At 67.2% G+C, this 17,672-nt stretch carries 16 protein-coding genes; 5 read left to right on the forward strand and 11 right to left on the reverse strand.

Annotated elements, in window-relative coordinates; all coding sequences use genetic code 11:
- Nucleotides 1–72: 72 nt before the first annotated feature.
- The 10 genes from ABEA46_RS19800 to ABEA46_RS19845 all read right to left on the reverse strand — a co-directional run bounded on the left by ABEA46_RS19800 (nt 73) and on the right by ABEA46_RS19845 (nt 8,951).
- A complete protein-coding gene (locus tag ABEA46_RS19800; RefSeq protein ID WP_345547113.1) occupies nt 73–1,311 on the reverse strand; it encodes a type II secretion system F family protein in 1,239 nt (412 codons plus the stop codon).
- 3 nt (nt 1,312–1,314) lie between these two features.
- On the reverse strand, nt 1,315–2,568 hold the full coding sequence (locus ABEA46_RS19805; RefSeq protein WP_345547115.1) for a type IV pilus twitching motility protein PilT: 1,254 nt from the start codon (nt 2,566–2,568) through the stop codon (nt 1,315–1,317).
- A 2-nt stretch (nt 2,569–2,570) separates the two neighbouring features.
- Entirely contained in the window at nt 2,571–3,245 is a 675-nt protein-coding gene (locus ABEA46_RS19810) for a hypothetical protein (RefSeq protein WP_345547117.1), read from the reverse strand.
- Nucleotides 3,245–3,892 carry a hypothetical protein gene (locus tag ABEA46_RS19815; RefSeq protein ID WP_345547119.1) on the reverse strand — a complete coding sequence of 216 codons (648 nt, stop codon included), beginning with the start codon at nt 3,890–3,892 and terminating at the stop codon, nt 3,245–3,247. The genes ABEA46_RS19810 and ABEA46_RS19815 overlap by 1 nt, the downstream gene beginning before the upstream one ends.
- Nucleotides 3,889–4,962 carry a pilus assembly protein PilM gene (gene pilM, locus ABEA46_RS19820; RefSeq protein WP_345547121.1) on the reverse strand — a complete coding sequence of 358 codons (1,074 nt, stop codon included), beginning with the start codon at nt 4,960–4,962 and terminating at the stop codon, nt 3,889–3,891. Before pilM ends, ABEA46_RS19815 begins: the two co-directional genes overlap by 4 nt.
- A gap of 26 nt (nt 4,963–4,988) precedes the next feature.
- Nucleotides 4,989–5,849, reverse strand: coding sequence for a prepilin peptidase (locus ABEA46_RS19825; protein ID WP_345547123.1), 861 nt, complete (start codon nt 5,847–5,849; stop codon nt 4,989–4,991).
- A 3-nt stretch (nt 5,850–5,852) separates the two neighbouring features.
- A complete protein-coding gene (locus ABEA46_RS19830) occupies nt 5,853–7,490 on the reverse strand; it encodes a hypothetical protein (protein WP_345547125.1) in 1,638 nt (545 codons plus the stop codon).
- Nucleotides 7,478–8,020, reverse strand: coding sequence for a PulJ/GspJ family protein (locus ABEA46_RS19835; RefSeq protein WP_345547127.1), 543 nt, complete (start codon nt 8,018–8,020; stop codon nt 7,478–7,480). The genes ABEA46_RS19830 and ABEA46_RS19835 overlap by 13 nt, the downstream gene beginning before the upstream one ends.
- Entirely contained in the window at nt 8,011–8,430 is a 420-nt protein-coding gene (locus tag ABEA46_RS19840) for a type IV pilus modification PilV family protein (RefSeq protein ID WP_345547128.1), read from the reverse strand. The genes ABEA46_RS19835 and ABEA46_RS19840 overlap by 10 nt, the downstream gene beginning before the upstream one ends.
- Nucleotides 8,431–8,522: 92 nt before the next feature.
- Nucleotides 8,523–8,951 carry a type II secretion system protein gene (locus ABEA46_RS19845; protein ID WP_345547130.1) on the reverse strand — a complete coding sequence of 143 codons (429 nt, stop codon included), beginning with the start codon at nt 8,949–8,951 and terminating at the stop codon, nt 8,523–8,525.
- Nucleotides 8,952–9,139: 188 nt separating this feature from the next.
- Here ABEA46_RS19845 and ABEA46_RS19850 point away from each other — a divergent pair, with 188 nt between their 5' ends.
- The 3 genes from ABEA46_RS19850 (at nt 9,140) to ABEA46_RS19860 (ending at nt 12,144) form a co-directional block, all read left to right on the forward strand.
- Nucleotides 9,140–11,206: a DUF6541 family protein gene (locus ABEA46_RS19850; protein WP_345547252.1), complete on the forward strand. Its 2,067-nt coding sequence runs from the start codon at nt 9,140–9,142 to the stop codon at nt 11,204–11,206.
- Between the two features lie 64 nt (nt 11,207–11,270).
- Nucleotides 11,271–11,774 (forward strand): hypothetical protein, encoded by a 504-nt coding sequence (locus ABEA46_RS19855; RefSeq protein ID WP_345547132.1) that lies wholly within the window; start codon nt 11,271–11,273, stop codon nt 11,772–11,774.
- Between the two features lie 142 nt (nt 11,775–11,916).
- Nucleotides 11,917–12,144, forward strand: coding sequence for a hypothetical protein (locus ABEA46_RS19860; RefSeq protein WP_345547134.1), 228 nt, complete (start codon nt 11,917–11,919; stop codon nt 12,142–12,144).
- 177 nt (nt 12,145–12,321) lie between these two features.
- Here the strand turns inward: ABEA46_RS19860 and ABEA46_RS19865 are convergent, their stop codons facing one another.
- Nucleotides 12,322–13,596 carry a hypothetical protein gene (locus ABEA46_RS19865; RefSeq protein WP_345547136.1) on the reverse strand — a complete coding sequence of 425 codons (1,275 nt, stop codon included), beginning with the start codon at nt 13,594–13,596 and terminating at the stop codon, nt 12,322–12,324.
- Between the two features lie 178 nt (nt 13,597–13,774).
- Between ABEA46_RS19865 and ABEA46_RS19870 the strand changes: the two genes are divergently transcribed.
- Both ABEA46_RS19870 and ABEA46_RS19875 read left to right on the forward strand, forming a co-directional pair.
- Nucleotides 13,775–15,628 carry a hypothetical protein gene (locus ABEA46_RS19870; protein ID WP_345547138.1) on the forward strand — a complete coding sequence of 618 codons (1,854 nt, stop codon included), beginning with the start codon at nt 13,775–13,777 and terminating at the stop codon, nt 15,626–15,628.
- A gap of 284 nt (nt 15,629–15,912) precedes the next feature.
- Entirely contained in the window at nt 15,913–17,544 is a 1,632-nt protein-coding gene (locus ABEA46_RS19875) for an HNH endonuclease signature motif containing protein (protein ID WP_345547140.1), read from the forward strand.
- Nucleotides 17,545–17,672 lie beyond the last annotated feature (128 nt).

The following is a 17,672-nucleotide window of genomic DNA, read 5'->3' on the forward strand; positions in this document are numbered from 1 at the left end:
CCGCTGTTCCGCCCACCGCGACGACCGGGGACGAATCCCCGGTCGTCTCGCGTCCCGAGCGGTCGTGTGGGATCAGCCCTGCTTGGCGAGCTCGCTGTACAGGGTGAAGATCGGCAGGTAGAGCGAGATGACCATGCCGCCGATGACGATGCCGAGGCCCACGATGAGGATGGGCTCGATCGTCGACGACAGCTGCGTCGTGGCCGTCTCGACCTCGTCCTCGTAGAAGTCGGCGATCGAGGCGAGCATGTCGACGAGGGTGCCGGACTCCTCGCCGACCGACACCATCTGCGGCACCATCGGAGGGAATACCTCAGCCTTCGCGAGCGGGGCGGCGAACGAGCGCCCCTGGCGGATCGACTCCTGCACGTCGCGGACGGCCTGTTCGATCTTCCAGTTGTTCGAGGCCTGCCCGACGATCGCGAGCGCCTGGATGATGGGCACGCCGGCGTTGAGCATCATCGACAGGTTGCGGGCGAACCGGGCGACGGCGATCTTGGTGGTCAGCTTGCCGAACACCGGCATCTTGAGCTTGATCGGGTCGACGAAGCGCCGGTACTGCTCGGTGTGCCGGTTGGCGCGCCACCAGATCACCGCGACCACGACGACGAGCACGATGGCGGGGATGATCCACCACATGTTCTTCGAGATCGTGACGAGGATCTGGGTCGGGAGAGGCAGCGAAGACCCGAGTCCCTTGAACATGCCCTCGAAGATCGGCACCACGAACGTGACCATGACGAGCACGCCGATGATCGCGATGACGAGCACGATCGCCGGGTAGGTGACGGCGGCGCGGATCTTGTTGTGCAGCTCAGCCTCGCGCTGGTAGTTGTCGGCGATCGATCCGAGCGCGCTGCCGAGGAAGCCGCCCGCCTCGCCGACCTTGACGATCGACAGCATGAGCGGCGGGAAGGTCTGCGGGTGCCGCGCGAGCGCGGCCGAGAACGACGACCCCGATTCGACGTCGGCCTGCACCTGGATGAGCGCGGGCTGCAGGCGTTTGTCGTCGGTCTGCTCGATGAGGATCGCGAGGGTGCGCATGAGCGGCAGACCGGCGTTGATGAGGCCCGCCATCTGCCGCGAGAACACCGCGAGGGTGCGCGCCGAGACGTGCTTGGTCGACCCGGGCAGCTTGATGTCGCGGTTGAGGCCGGTGTTCGACTTGAGTGTGACCTCGAGCGGCGTGAGTCCCTGCGCCTTGAGCTTGCCGGTCACGGCCGACTCGCTGGCGGCCTCGATCGTGCCCTTGACGACGGAGCCGGCGCGCGGGTCGACCGCGCGGTAGACGAATTCCTGGACGACGGCCATGGCTCAGTCCTCCCCCTCGGCCCACGACACGTCGCGCGAGGTCGGATCGACGCGTCCGCCCACGGTGGGCGTGCCGAACCGCGAGCCCATGCCGACGCCGGTTCCGGCCGTGGCATCGGGCGCGACGAGTTCGCCCTGGCGCCACTCCCCCGCGTGATGCGCCCAGTCCTCGGCATCGAGGTCGCGGGGCGTGATGTAGACCCCGTCGAGGCTCTTCGGGTCGACGGCGAAGTCCAGGGCGACGTTGCGCGCGATGGTGCCGTCGGCGACGAGGCGGCGCAGGTCCTGGTCGAGGGTGTGCATGCCGACCTCGGACCCCGCCTGCATGGCGGAGTAGATCTGCGCGACCTGTCCCTCGCGGATCATGTTGGCCACGGCCGGGGTGTTGATGAGCACCTCGGTGGCGATCGTGCGCCCGTCGGTCTGCGCGAGCGGCAGCAGCGTCTGGCTGATGATGCCCTGCAGGGTGTCGCCGAGCTGGGTGCGGATCTGGTGCTGCTGGTCGGCGGGGAACACGTCGATGATGCGGTTGATGCTCTTCGCGGCGCCCTGGGTGTGCAGGGTCGAGAGCACGAGGTGCCCGGTCTCGGCGGCCGACAGGGCGGTCGAGATCGATTCGGGGTCGCGCAGCTCGCCGATGAGGATCACGTCGGGGTCCTGGCGCAGCACGCGGCGCAGCGCCTCGGCGAACGAGTTCGTGTCGCGGCCGACTTCGCGCTGGTGGATGAGTGCGCGCTTGGACTCGTGGTGGAACTCGATCGGGTCTTCGATCGTGATGACGTGCGCCGGCACGAGCTGGTTGACGATGTCGACCATGGCCGTCAGCGTCGTGGACTTGCCCGAGCCGGTGGGGCCGGTCAGCAGCACGAGTCCGCGGGGGCGCAGGGCGAGGTCGGCGGCGATGGCGGGCGCGCCGAGCTCTTCGAGCGAGTACACCCGGTCGGGGATGTACCGCAGCGCGATCGCGAGCGACCCGAGCTGGCGGAACACGTTCGTGCGGAACCGTCCGATGCCGGGGGTGGCGTGGGCGAGGTCGACCTCGCCGTTCTCGAGGAACTCGCGGCGCTGCTGCTCGCTCATGAGGTCGAACGCGGTCTTCTCGACCCATTCCGGCGACAGCGGCTCGGGGTAGCCCGGAACGGGCACGAGGTCGCCGTCGATGCGCAGCAGCGGCGGCGCGCCGGCGGTGATGTGCACGTCCGACGCGCGGTGGCGCGCGCCGCGGGCGAGGAGCGTCTCGAAGTCGAGGTTCTCCATGATCAGCCCTCCTCGTCGACGTAGGTGAGTGCCGAGATCTGCACCGACACCGAGCCCTCGCCGGACTGCGAGGTCGTGGCCGTGATGCTGCTCAGCAGGCGGGGTCCGGCGCGCAGCGCGTCGAGGAACGCGGTCGCCGTGGCCATGTCGGGCGCGGTGGCGCTGATCGTGAAATCGACCTGCTGACGGCCGTCCGCTCCGGCGCCGGCGACCGGTGCGGTCGCCCCGTCGGTCGCCGCCGCGGTGGATCCGTCGGTCGCGCCGTCGGTCGCGGTGGGCGTGGGCTCGGCGGCGGGGGCGGCTGCGGCATCCCCTTCCGTCGCACCGGTGCGCGCGACGAAGGCGACCTGTTCGCCGGCGGTCACGGCGGTGAGCTGGATGCCGGTGGCCTCGGCCGCGCGTCCGACGACCTCGAACACGTCGTCGAGCTGACCTGTGGCGGGGATCTGCGCGCGCAGCTCCGATACGTCGGAGTCGATCTGGTCGAGATTCGCTTCTTGCTCGTGCAGGTTGTCGACCTGTGCCTGGTACACCGCATTGGTCGACGCGACGGTGGCGGTCTGCGTGTCGACGCTCACCGCCTGGAAGTACAGCGGCAGGGCGACGAGAAAGACGCCGAGCGCGATGACGCCGAGCGACACGATGAGGCCGATGGCGGTGACGAGATGCTTGGGCATCACTGGCCCCCATCTTCGGGCGCGTACTGATTCGAGTACACGGTCTGGTCGAACTGCACGGTGAGCTGGTAGGCGTACCGGTCGGCGGTGACCTGGCTCGAGGTCACCGACTGCCCGTCGGCGAACAGCACGCCGTCGACGCCGCGCAGCGAGCGGATGATCGCCACGATGTCGAGCGGGGTGGCGCTGTCGATCGAGACGGTGCCGACGACGCCTTGCTCGGCGGCCGGGTCGTCGCCCTGGGGCGCGCCGCCGACCGTCATGTCGAAGCCGGTGAGGGTCGCGTCGGCGGGAAGGATGCCGGTGACCTTGGCGATCACGGGCGACCATGCCAGGTCGGCGGCCATGGCGTCGGTGCGGTAGTCGGTGAGCTCGGACTGCGTCGACAGCGCCTGGCTGACCTCGGACAGCGAGGCGATCTCGGTGAGCAGCGTGTTCGTCTTTGTCTGTTCGGCTGCGAGGCGCTGGTCGGCCACGAACTTGAGTGCGAACGCACCGGCGATGATCAGCAGGGCGACGACGATCGCGCCGAGCACGATCCACACCCACAGGTTGACGAGCTTGTCGCGTTCGCGGCGGGCGATCTCGCTGCGCGGCATGAGGTTGACGCGCGGCGCACCCGAGAACGGGGCCGGGATGGCGGTCATCGCTGCACCTCCCCGAGGGCGACGCCGACGGTGGCGACGAGGTTGAGGGCGACCTCGCCGGCGGGCGGCGGGGTCGACATCGAGATGACGTCGCCGACCGTCACGACCTGCATGGGGGTGTCGATGGCGGCGCTGAGGGCGGGCATGACGCCGTCGACGATCGCTCCCCCGCCGGTGACGAACACCCGCGCGAGCGGCGCCGAGGTGCCGCGGCCGGCGAAGAACGCGAGGGTCGAGCGCAGGCGGGCGGCGAGGTCCGAGACGCCGGGCGGCGTGTTGGCGCGGATCGCGCCGCGGGTGCGGCCCTGCGTGATGCCGGCGCCGTTGCCGGCGGGGCTGCCGATGACCCCGCCCGCGGTTCCGCTGGTGACGGCCGCGAGTTCGAGTTCGGGAGTGGACGCCCCGGCACTGTTCTGGTCAGCACTGTGCCGCCGGACGGCCGCGGTGGCGACGTCGATGGGCAGGATGCGCACGAACAGCGGCACGCCGCCGCGCGAGATCACGACCTGTGTGGTGTGGTCGCCGATGTGGATGGTCGCGACCGTCTCGTCGGGCTGGGCGAGGTGCGCGGTGGCGCGGGTGAGGCCGAACGCGGTGAGGTCGACGGCCTGGGCGCGCACCTTGACCTTCGAGAGGGTCGAGATGATCTGCTCGATGTTCTCTGACACGGCGGCGACGAGCAGGCCCGACACCTGGTCGCCGTCCTGTGACAGCGGGAAGAAGTCGAGCACGGCCTGGCTGGCGGGCACCGGCAGCAGGTCTTGCACCTGGTACGGCAGGGCTTCGCGCAGCAGGTCGGGGCGCATGGCCTGAGTGGTGTACTCGCGGACGAGGATGCGGCGGCTGGCGACGCCGAGCACGACGTCTTTGCTCTTGAACCGGGCGCCGGTCCACAGCTGTCGCAGGGCGACGGCGACGGCGCCGGCATCCAGGACTTCGGAGTCTTTCGCGGCGTCAGCCGCGAGCGGCACTTCGCCATAGGCGATGAGCTGGGGTCTGCGGCCGAGTGAGATCTCCGCTGCGCGGACGCTCTCTTCGGTCACCTCCAGCCCGACGATCGATTTCCCCATGATTTCCCTTCCCCAAGGTTCGCCGGTCAGGTCCCGACGAAAAGATTCACGTACCACCGTCCGACGGCTTCGCCGGCGAACACGCCCGTCCAGGCGCCGAGGATCATCCACGGCCCGAACGGGATGGCGGTCTTGCGTCCGGCGCGGCGCAGCAGCATGAGCGCGATGCCGAACACTCCCCCGTACACGAAAGCGGCGAACGCCCCGACGGCGAGGGCTCCCCAGCCGATCCAGCCGAGGTAGATGCCGATGACGCCGGCGAGTTTGACGTCGCCGCCGCCCATGCCGCCCGGTCGGGCGAGGCGCAGCACGAAATAGAACAGGTACATCGCCGCCATGCCGATCGCGGCGCGCAGCAGGGCTCCCCAGTCCCCGAGCAGCCACGCCGCGATGACGAACAGGATGCCGGCCACCAGGTAGCTCGGCAGCACGATGCTGTTGGGCAGCCGGTGCGTGTCGAGGTCGATGAGCGTCAGCACGATGCTGATGGCCACGAAGTACAGGAACGCGACGATGACGAGCGCCAGCGCAACATCGTCTGTTCCGCTCGTTGAGCGAGCGAAGCGAGTCGAAACGCCCAGGACTTCCGGAAAGCTCAGCCCCACCCACGTCACAACGGCGAACGCCACGCCGGTGACGGCTTCCACAATCGGGTACCGCGCCGAGATCGGTGCCTTGCAGTTGGCGCACCGCCCCCGCAGCGCGATCCACCCCACCACCGGCACGTTGTGCCACGGCTTGATCGCCGCGTCGCAGTGCGGGCACCGGCTCTCGCGCATCAGCGAGATGTGCGCCGGCACGCGGTAGGCGACGACGTTCAGGAACGACCCGATCAGAAGACCGAGGACGCCTGCGACGACGGTGAGGAAGATGGTGAGGGTCTGCACTGGCTACCGCTCTGTTTGGTAGACGCGTTCGCCGAGCTTCTGGACGATCGTCGTCATGTCGATCACGCCACCTGCTCCCTTGATCGCACACCCGAGATTCGCAAGGGCAGTCGGCCATGACATCGGCCGACAGGTGTAGTTCGAGCCGGAGTGGAAGTTGGTGGTGTCGTCAGTGTAAAGCTGCCCCTGGAAGCTGGCTGTAACTGTCCCGCTGAGGCCGCACGGCGAGTAGATCATCACGTCGATATCGGTGTCGATCGGACCGCTCGTGCCGAACGAATCCTGGCCACCGATTCCACAGGTGGGCTTCGGGTCGCCGTTGACGTCAACATCGTCTCGGTTCTTGTCCTCATGGACGAAGAAGAGTTGCCGATGAGCGGCGGCGGACAGGCCCGAACCGAGCGAAATCGTCATTGACTTGCCCTCCGGGACCAGCACAACCGTGTCGTAGTTGAGGTTGACGACTCCATCGAGCGTCATGCTGACATTCTTGTTGCACGACGTGAAATCGATGAATATGGGCCCGGTCGCAACCGCCAGTTTGTCCTTGACCCACGTCGAAGTCGCGGCGTCGTTCTGCAAGACCGAGTTGCAACTCGAAGACGGCACGGCAATGCGCGTTGCTCCGCCTGCGATCCATCCCGAGGTGCGATCGAGGTCGATCCACTTGGTGGCATCCTCGAGCCAGGCCAGAGTGGGTACGAATGGAGGCGGAGTCGAGCTACCGAGCGTTATCGCGCCCGTGGTCCATGCAGCATCGTTGATGAGGTCCGCAGCCTGCATGGATGTCACGGTGCCGCCCACGGTGCCATGGCCCCCGCCGCCCGCCGCGAGCGTGACGTCGCCGCGAGCATGGATGCTGCCGGCGACCGACGGGTTCCCGTTGGAAGCGAAGTCGACGAACGCATCCGTGACGATGTTGCCCGGGCTGACCCAGCCGTTGGGCGAAGTGCGGGACTGGACGTGCCAGTTCTGCGACGTGCCCTTGACCTTCCCCTTCGCGTAGATATCGCCCTTGATCGTGCAGTCATTGCTCAGCGTCACCGTGCCGTTAAGGACGTAGAGGTCTCCTTCCAGAAGGCCTCCGACGGTACAGCTCCAGTCGCCGTTGCGAAGCACCAGGTCACCCGTGTAATGGGAGACGCCTTGCGACACGTTGCCCGAGAAGTAGGTCACGACACCGCCCGGTACATCGGAGTATGTCGCGGACCAGCGATACACGCTGTCGACCGTCGCCGACGTCGAGTTTGGTCCCGTCCCTGTTGATCGGATCACGATGTACGTCGTAGAGATCGTGGGGCAGTTCGCATCGGTGAGCGCGTCATAGTCACTGGGTTGAGCGCCGGCGGTCGTTCGGATGTTGTATGTGAACGTCGGGCTGGCGCCAGACCCCGTCATGTCAGCGGCCACGCAGCCATCCGACATGGCAGCCACCGCGGCGTCGCGGCCGGATTCCGCGGCGACGAATGCCTGAGTGTGACGTCGGTTGTCGGCGTTCACGTTGATCGTGGTGAGCACTGAGGCCGCGATGATTGTGGCGATCAGGAAGCCGACCAGCATCACTACGACGACTGTGATGAGCACCGCACCCATGTCGTCAGATGCATCAGTAGGGCGTAACCGCTTGTTCACGACCAGCACGGGTTGGTCCCTCCAGCCGAGGTGAATCGCACGATCGCTGCGCCGTCAAACCTAACCGGAGCTGCCTTAGTCTTTATGTCGAAGGTGTAGGTCACGCCATCGGATGTCTCTGTGAAGAAAAGCACCGGACTCCCAGCGATGCTCCGTTGAGCGATGCCGGTCTGCCAGATCGGCCACGTGGACGGCGCGTTGATCGGTCCGGGTCCCGAAGCTATGCGCGCCGTGCCCGCTATCAATCGGAACGCCTGACACGTCTGCGAGCCCCCCAGAGTCGTCCACACGTACAGGTCATTTCCGTCAGTTCCGTCGACCTTATACGCTCGTGCGTTTCGCATCGCCCGCTCGACCGCGGAACTCATCAGCTGACCTCGCGAGGTGGCCTGCGTTGTCGTGGTGACGTCGTCTTGTGCGATGAAAGCATTCGCCAGTGTGGTCGCGATGGCAATGAGGACGAGTGTCGAAACTAATAGGCCGACAATGAGTTCGATCAGAGTCAGTCCGGCGTCGGTCGAGTCGACGTCTATGCGCATGGCGCCACCGCCTTGGCAGCAGGGACGAAGATCAGCGCACTGAGCGTCGCGAGAGTTCGAGTCCCCTGTACTGCCGCGAGCTCGAGCGAGACTGTCGTCCCAGTTGCGGCAGGGCATGAGACACAACCGCTCGTAGCCCCTGACGTGGTGAAGTCGCGGTTGGCTCCGTCCCTAAAGACTTGGCTGGCAGTTGCGCTCGTCAGCGCACCGCAGGTCGGCGATTCCCTCGCCTCTTCAACGATGGCGTACAACTGCCGGGTAGCGGTCGCGACCGACGACTGTTCCAACGAGAGTCGAATCCCCTGAAACAGGATCGGAATCAGCGCCAACGCAATCACGCCCATGATGACCATCGCGATGATCACTTCGACAAGGCTAAACCCCGCAGCATCGACGCTACGACCCCTCATCCGCTCACCTCCCCAAGTGGCAGAATCCCCGGCAACAATAATGCCACGGGGGCCGGGAACCTGTCCCGACCCCCGTCGTCCTCAAGGACGGATCACCAGCTGTCGCTGTTGCACCCAGGCGCGGTGCCAGACTGCGCCCATTCGGTCCCGGTGGTCGCCTTCACGCAGATGGCCGTCGAGTCTGTGGTCGATCCCGCAGGGGTAGTCGCGATTGTGACCGTGATGTCTCCCGATCCCGCCGACGCCGCCGCGCTGGTGACGTTCTGCTGAGTCGCCGAGGCGGACGCGCCGTTGTTGGCGATCGCGGCGGCGACGGCAGTCGCACCGTTGGCCGCGGCAGCGGACAGAGCGTTGTGACGCGCCGTGGTCTGAATGGATCCAAAGATCGGGATCGCAACGGCCACGAGAATGCCGAGGATCACGACGACGATGATGAGTTCGATGAGCGAGAAGCCCTGCTCGTCCTCTTCCTCTCGGCGCTGCTTCATCGCCTCGAGATAGTTCTTGATGGTTGCACGCATGGCGCGTCTCTCCCCAGTGTGAGTTGGTTGGTCAGCTCTAACGGACCGTCACCCCAAGTGACGGTTATCGAACACCCCAGTTACACATCCCAGACTCCTGTTAGAGCTGGGTTTGAGACACACGCCCGGGCGTGAATCCCCTCCCACGATCGATGATGCATCCGCTTCCGCATTCGATCCCCACGCGGATGCTTAGGTTTGACGCAAGAAACGCTGAGCTTCCGAGTATTGGTGCCATCCGAGGCAGGGCATGGCAACCGCGACGTCGCAGGCCCCGTACTCTTCTCTCGACGCGCCGAGGGGAGAAGTGGGTGGCGGGGTTTCAGTTTGCGCTCGCAGTGCTCGTGGGGGCCGCTGCCCTCGCGATACCGGGCTTGCTCGTCGCCTGGACCTTGCGACTTCGCGGCCTCTGGCTCGCCGCCGCCGCTCCAGTGGCATCGTTCGCCCTCGTCGGGCTGACGAGCATGGGCGCATCGTGGGCCGACGTCCCATGGTCGATCTGGTCCTTGCTAGTCGCGACAGCGGTCGCAGTCGCGCTCGCTTGGGGTTTGCGGCTCCTTCTGCGGATCCCGCACGTGGCGCCCCCGCGGTCGGGCTGGCGCTGGGCATCGTCGGTGGCCATTGCATCGGGCGTCGTGCTCATGACGCTGCGAACCATCAGGGTCATACCGGGACCAGATCTGTTCGCCCAGTCCTTCGACAACGCCTTCCATCTGGCAGCCGCCCGTTTCATCGTTGAGACCGGGACGGCGTCGCCGTGGGACGTGTCGGCCCTCATGCGCCCCGCCGGTGACCTGTTCTTCTACCCCAGTGCCTGGCATGCTCTCGTCGCACTTGTCGCCGAGCTTTCGGCAGTCCCCATTACGATCGCGTCTAACGCCGTGTTGACCGTGCTGGTCTGCGCTGTGTGGCCGATCGGTGCAGTGCTGCTCGCACGGACGATCTTCGGCGCACAGACCCCGCTGCTCATCGCTGCAGGTGTGCTGTCGGCTGGCTTCGCCACATACCCGTTCATGCTCATCGCCTCCATGGGCACGTACCCCCTCGTTGCGTCGATTGCCCTGCTGCCGGTGGCGATCGCTGCCGCCGTTGAGCTTGGCGGCCTCGGAAGCCAACTGACGGCCCGACGCGCAGCTGCTGTCGTGCTCGCCGCAGCCGCACCGGCACTAGGTGCTGTCCATCCATCGGCGCTGGTGATGCTCGCCGTCCTAACTGTCCCGCTTGCGATCATCGTGACCGTGCGCGGAATACGACAGCGCCCCGATCGACTGCGCCTCATCATGCTGGCGGCCGTCCTGTACGTCGTGCTGGTGGTGGTGGCGATGCTCATCCTGCGCACGCAGGTTGTTCAGCCTGACTCCCTGCGATCTTCGGCAGCGCAGGCGCTCGGCGAAGTCGCCCTCAGTTCCTACGGCGCTCGGCAGATCCCGATTGTCGTCGCCGCGCTGACGATCGTCGGCATTGTGGTTGCGTTGATGCGTCGGCGCACGGCCGACTGGGTGTCGATCGGCCTCTGGGCCACCGTGGCTGCGATCTACGTCGCGACGGTGGCCGGTGACGAGTTCGTGCGACTCATCGCCGGTGGCCCCTGGTACGTAGATCCGAACCGGATCGCCGCTTTCACCCCCGTCGTCGGATTCCCCGTCGCGGCGCTCGGTGCGGCCGCATGCTGGAAGTGGCTCAGGGCATGGGTACGCCCGCGAAGTCGGAGACGGCAGCTACTCAGCACCGTGACTTTGTCCGTCGCCGCCGTCGCGTTCGCCGCCGCCGTCATCCAGTCGAGCAGCGTTCGAGACGTCGACACCTCGTTGCGTGCCGTCTTCACCCCGACCGACAACGTCTTCACCAGCCTCGTGGGTGTCGGTCCGAACGAGCGTGAGCTGATGGAGACGATTCCGCAAACCGTCTCGGCCGACGAGGTGATCGCCAACAATCCCCGGGACGGATCCGGCTTCATCTACCCGCTCACCGGGCGACATCTGCTCACGCCGTATATGCTCACCGACCTCGACACCGACCGTGAGGTCTTTTACGCGGGGATCGCCGACGCGTCGCCCACAGACCCCGCGTGTGAGGTCGCGCAGCGTCTCAACATCCGCTGGGTCGTCGAGTTCCATCCGCATCAGCTTCTGTCAGGCGACACGAGGTTCGACGAAATCAAGAACATCGCAGACTCCCCCAACGTGGAGCTCGCCAAGAAGGTCGGCGACTCCGCTCTCTACCGGATCACGGGTTGCGGATTCGGCGACGAATAGCCTGGCCAGCCTCTATCCCTGGCGGCACTGGGACATCGGCCGGCGGCATCCATTCGGCACTTCGATGAACGCCGGGAGGAAACAGCGCCGTGTCGGCTGCCGCGAATATGGTTCTCTCGTCCAGACGACGGGGAGAGCCGTGAGCCGCAGACGACAGCCAGAGACCACGACGTCGCGGCACGTTCACGACGATCTCGATATGAACGCCGAGCGACTCCGCGCCTTCGCACACGACGACCTCGACGCGCAACGGGAGGCGTTGGCGATCCTGCGCACCCGTGCAGCCCACGACGGCGAGCACCTCGCGATGGCACTGGTCGGCATCTTCGTCGCTTTGGTCGCCGCGTTCGGGATACCGATGATCATGGCCGCGACGGAGGTACCGACGTGGCTCACCTGGGGCGGCGTGAGCGTCGTCGCGATCATCACGTTCGTGTTCGTGATGCGTGCAATGGTGAACATCAGCCAGGGATCGAAAGAGCGCAGCCACGCGGCTGCCTGGGTCGGTGCGTACGAAGACGAACTCGCGCGATGGCGGAACATGCCGGGACGCGCGGGGCGGGAGTGACAGAGGTCTCACTGAGGGTCGGGTGGCGGCATCCACCTCTCCACAAGGCCAGGGGTCGACAGGTCCTGCACAGATCGCGAACACCACGAGCCCACCTGCCCAGGACCTGGCAGGATCGGGGCATCCGCCGCACAATGAGAGGGTGAGCGACCTGATGAACCCCGACAGCTGGCTCTACATCGCTGCGCTGACGACCGTCATGCTCGGCGGCACCACAATCATCGTCACGCTCACCAACCGTTCGACGACCTCGGCGATCCACGGACTGCGCGGCGAACTCGGCGGCAAGATCGACAGACTTCAGGGCGAAGTCAACGGGCTGCGGCGCGAGATGAGCGCGAAGTTCGAGGCCGTCGACGCTCGGTCTTGACGCCGTCAACACCCGCATGGACAACCTCGACCGCGATGTCCAAGCGCTGGTCAAGCACACCTTCGGGATAGACCGCGGCTGATCCGAGCGGAAGCGCGGCTGTGGGCCGCTCGTGGCCTCGTCGGTGCTGCTGATCGTGGCGATCTCGCGCGTGGTGTGGGTGATGGACCTGTGGAGTCAGGGCTCCATCGTTCCCTTCAGCACGCTGTAGTGCGGTGTGAGCTCCTCGTCGCTGCCGAACCAGACCATCGGAAAGCGCGCCTGCAGCACGGCCTCGTCGGTGAAGGTGCCGGCTGTCGCGATCACGCGGCGCCGGATGTCGATCACGACGAGCTCGATCGTCGCGGCGGCCGAGACGATCAGGCGCGGGGCGAAGAGCCGGCGCTTGAGGGCGATCTGGTGCGAGGCGAGGGTGGCCGGACGAACGATCGCGAGGTAGCGCGGGGAATCATCGGATGCCGCCACGATCAGGTTCGCGAGCACGGCCTTGGTGAGCGGGGTGATCCCCGTGGTCGCATCAGCCGTCGCCGAGGTCTCGACGAACGCCGACGCGGCCTTGTACACGGCGTCGACGTCGGCCTTCTTCGCCTGCAGCGTCGCGATACGCGAAGCGTTCTTCTTGGCATCAAGCCCGTCGATCTGCTCCGCGTACAGGGATGACTTCGCATCCAGCCGCAACAGCACGTCTTGCAGCTCGTGGAAGTGCCGGATCAGGGCGATGTCGACGGGCGGGATGCCCATCGATTCGTGGAGGACGCGGGGCGGCACCCCGCGCACCTTCGCGAGCGCCTGGATGACCGCGATGTGCGTCTCGGTCTCGGACGCGGTGCGGCTGGAGGCATCCACCGTGGTGTCGACAGTGAGCGCGTTCATCGCCGCCACGCCCAAGCCGACGATCGCGCCGACCAGCGAACCGCCTGCGGCGTCGGTCGCGGCGGCCTCGTCCGTTGCCGCGGCCATGGCGATCGTGCGCAGGTGAGGCTCACCGAGCTGCTTCCTCGCCGAGGCCAGGAACGCCTCGACGGCCTCGGCGAACGTCGCCGCCGCGAGCAGCGAGGCCGTCTGGTCGGTGCGGCCGGTGATCAGCACTACCGAGATGCCGGCGGACTTCTTGATCGCTGCCGCCACCTGGCCGGCCGCACCCTGCAGCGCGGCGCTCGACACGAGCGCGTCGCGGAACACCGTCTTCTCGGGCAGCGTGAGCGACGCCCCTTTGAGGTTCGCGATCGCGGTGGAGGCGGCATCCACCCCGGCGATCTGCGCCTGCCGCGCCGCCTCTTCCTGCTTCTTGCGCTCGGCGGCGGGATCGGGCGCGGCCGGTTTGGCGGCATCGGCGGCTTCCGCTGCGGCCGTGACACGGTCCTGGACTTCTTGCTTCTCGAGGACCGCTTTGTCGCGCTCCGCGATCAGGATCTCGCGGCGCAGCTCATCATCGGTCGGGCTTGGTGACATCGGCGCATCCCCCCAGACGGCGTATCGACCCACTGCTCTCATCCGTGATGGTAGGACTGCACGGCGGTGGGCGAAAGGGCGGATCTCGACGTATCAACCCGCCCGGGATGCAACTCCTGAAGCACGGGCGCTCTCCTGCGCCCGCTTCGTCATCGTGTTCCGACTCCAAGGAGATGCAGTGGCCCAGACGTGGAAGATGGCTGTCATCATGGCGAGCGACGGGTCGCAGGGGGCAGCGCCGTTCGCCCTCTCGACCGTGACCGCGTACCTCGAAGCGGATGCGCATTCGATGCGCCGGTACTGGTCCGAGATGACCTACGGCGCCCTCGAGATCGTGTTCGACTACCTGCCGGCGGTCACGTTCGCGCCGACGAAGGCCGAGATCGACGACTCCGCCGCGAAAGGAGAGGCGTACCGCTACGTCACCGCCCGCTGCGCGACCCGCGAGGTCGGCAAAGTCGACTGGTCGCAGTACGACTCGGTGACCGTCTTCGTCGACGGCAGCCTTCAAGACTCCGGCAGCGGCGAGCTCGCGCTCGGCGGCAAGGCGATGCCGTTCACCGTCCACAACACGTACTGGGACAACAACCGCACCTTCCTGGCGCACGAGATCGGGCACCAGCTGGCCTTCGACCACAGCTACGGCGTCTACACCTTCGACACACTCGTTCCCGGCACCACGACGAACGAGGTGTTCCACGACCACGCGTACGGCGCCCCGGTCGACATCATGTCGGCCCAGAACTTCGCCGGCGCGGTCCCGATCTTCAACACCCCCGATGCCGCCGGCTGGCCGCAGACCTTCATCCACGGAGTGGATGCCGCAGGCAACGCGACGTTCGTGCCGCATGCCCACGGCGTCGCCACCGGGCCCGCCCTCTCGCGCGCGCTCCTGCACCACCACCGCAAGGAGTGGTTCCGCCCCGACCTGTTCCGCGAGGTCGTGCTCAGTGGCGCGCAGACCACTGCTGCGGCGCCCCTGGCTCCGACGCTCGGCGCCGTGCCCGGCATCCAGCTGCTTGTCGTCGACCCGCCGGCGCGACCCGACGGGTCCTGCCCTGACCGCATCTACGTCGAGTACCGTGCGGGCAGCCCCGCGGCCGTGGCCGGCAAGCCGTCGGAGTGGGACTCCGGCCTCACCCCGGGGCAGGGCGACTGCGAGCCCGGCGTGGTGGTCTGGACCCGCACGACTGCCAAGAACATGGGCACGCACGTGTGGTGGCGCGGCATGGTCCCTGTGCCGCAAGGCGTGGACCGGGACCTGCGAATCGATGACAGCGGTTACCGCGTGCGCGTGAGCGGTGTCAGAGACGACGGACGCGTCGACGTGCGCGTCGAGCCCGATGTCGCCCCGTCGATCCGGCTCTGGCGGAACGATTCGTCCGAGATCAGCGGGTCGCGCGACGTGCCGGAAGTCATCGACTTCGGGAAGTGCGGCACCGCGCGCAGCGCGACCTGGATCTACCAGACCACGACGGTGCTGACCGTGTCGACCGACGGGCTCGGAGGCTCGGGCCGCACAGACCAGAATGCCTCCAGCGCCCCCGAGAAGGTCACCGTGACCTGGTCGATCGACGGCGTCCCGATCACGGCCACCCCGCGCGCCCATGGCGCGCGGACCGTGACCCGCGGCGGCACGCCTCTCTCGATCGTGTGGGAGCTCGACACGAACAGCCTGACCCTCCGCACCACCGGCATCTCGATCGACGTCAGTATCCCGATCAGCGTGACGGTGACGGATGCCGATCGCAGGGCCGTCTCGTCCGAAGCCCGGTTCACGCCGCTCCCCGATTTCGTCGGCGTGCACCCGGTCGAGGGCTTCCGGGTCGCGCTGTGTCAGATCGGCGGACTCCTGCGCGAGAAGGACAGACGCCCCGTGCCGCCGGTGCTCGAGCATCCGGACTGGCTCACGGAGAATCTGCGCGACCTGGTGAGCATCGTGGCGATCCTCGGGCGGACGCGCTCACTCGGGCGCGTGAAGGCCCGACTGCAGCAACTCGTGCTGGCCGTCGACCTCGAACAGCAGGGATGACGCGGAGCAGAACATGCCCGCTTCGGGCCCATCGATGCTCGGTTCGGTGGCGATCACGCGCGTGGGGCTCGCCCAGCTGCTTACGCGGCGCGAACATCATTCCGGGTGAGGACGGGGCAAGGATCCTCTCGTATAAATATACGATTGCTGTCGAAGCTACGCTCAATTGCGTCAATGCTAGCGACAGGGTCAGACATCGCCCTGGTGCCAAATTCTCAGGCAATCCCGCTTTCAGATCTCGTACTTATCTTCTAATCTTGCATGAGATCTGGTAGGTTCGATGCATGAGCGGATCAACGAACCCCGAGGGCGACCTCGAGTGGCGCGCTGAGCACTCATCGGACTGGTTGTACGAGCCCGAGCCGTGGGACGACGCCGACCCCACGCATCCGGACGACGCGCTGTTCACGCTGCAGTCCACCGGCGAGGCGCACTCCGTCGCGGCTGTCGCTCTCGAAGGCCTGAGCGTGCGGACGCGCATGATGATCGCCGACCAGTACGCCGCCATCGCGGCGATCCTGACGGATGCCGCAGCCTGCCCCGACCCATGGGTCGGCCCTGATCCGACGCTCGATCCGCTGTGGCGCGATCCGCAGGACCGCTCCCCCGCGCAGGTGCGTGCCGAACGTCGCGATGTCGCCGAGCGGGCCGCCGTCCTCGACCTCTCAGTGCGTCTCGGGCTGTCGGAGGCGATGATCCGGCGCCGCGCACACGACGCCGACACGCTGCGCGAACGGTGCCCGCGGACGTGGGCAGCGTTCTGTTCGGGTGGCGTGTCGGAGCAGAACGCCGGCACCGCCGCGCAGCATGCGGCGACGCTTCCCGCCGAAGCCCCTGAGAGCTGGGCCGCCTTCGACGACGCGGTCGAGCACGCCGCCCGCACGCAGTCGCCCGGAAGGTTCCGGCTGCGGGCGCGCATCGTCCGCGAACGCGTGCATCCCGAGCACATCGATGTGCGCCACGAACGAGCGAAGGCCGACCGCACCATGTGGCTCACCGGCGAGCCCGACGGCATGGCGACGCTCAGCGTCTTCGGCTCCGCCGTGGGCCTGCACCGGTCGTACCGCCGCATCGACGCGCAGGCCCGGCATCTGCACGCGCAGCCCGACGAGCAGCGGACGCTCGCACAGCTGCGCGCCGACGTCGCGATGGACCTGCTGCTCGACGGCGACGCCGAACTCGCCGGGACGGACGCGAGAGTGGATGCCGGCACAGTCGAGGATTCGGGCGCAGGTGGGGTTTCGGGCGCAGCTGGGGTTTCGGGCATGGCGAGTGGAAAAGCCGGCGCTGCTGCGCTCTTCGCCACGAGTGAGGTTCGCGACGCGGCTGCCGAGGCCGCCACAGACGCCGGGGCCGCGTCCAGCACCGGCGTCACGCCGTGCGCGACGTGCGGGCACCCCGCTGCGCACACGACCGCTGCCGCTCCGGTCCGGCGCCGTCAGGACCGCGTGTCGGTCGCGATCACGGTTCCAGTGATGACGCTGCTGGGCGAGGGCGACGAACCGGCCACGCTCGACGGCTACGGGCCGATCGACACCGAGACCGCGCGACGGCTCGCGGGCGAGGCATCCTCCTGGGTCCGAATACTGACCCATCCGGTCACGGGAACCGTGCTCGACGTCGATCGCAAGACCTATCGAGTGCCCAAGGCACTGCGACGATGGCTCGGGGTGCGAGATCCGATGTGCATCGGTCCCGGCTGCATGCGCCTCGCGCGCGACTGCGACATCGACCATCGGCTGGACTGGCAATACGGGGGCACCACGTCGGATGCGAATCTCGCACCGCTCTGCCACAGCCATCACGTGGTCAAGACCAAGAGCAAGACGATGCTCTATCGCGACGAGACGACCGGGGCTCGGTGGTGGGTCACGCCGACGCACCTGACGGTGCCGGTCGAACCCGCGCCGTTCTGACCGGCACCGTTCCGAACGATGCCATTCCGATCGGGCGGTGGAGCCCACAACCTTTCGGCCCACGCTCCCTTGATTAACGTTACTATCGTTAAAGTTAATCACGCGCATCGCTCGTCAACGCTAGGAGG

The sequence above is a fragment of the Microbacterium jejuense genome (assembly GCF_039544225.1).
Taxonomy (GTDB): domain Bacteria; phylum Actinomycetota; class Actinomycetes; order Actinomycetales; family Microbacteriaceae; genus Microbacterium; species Microbacterium jejuense.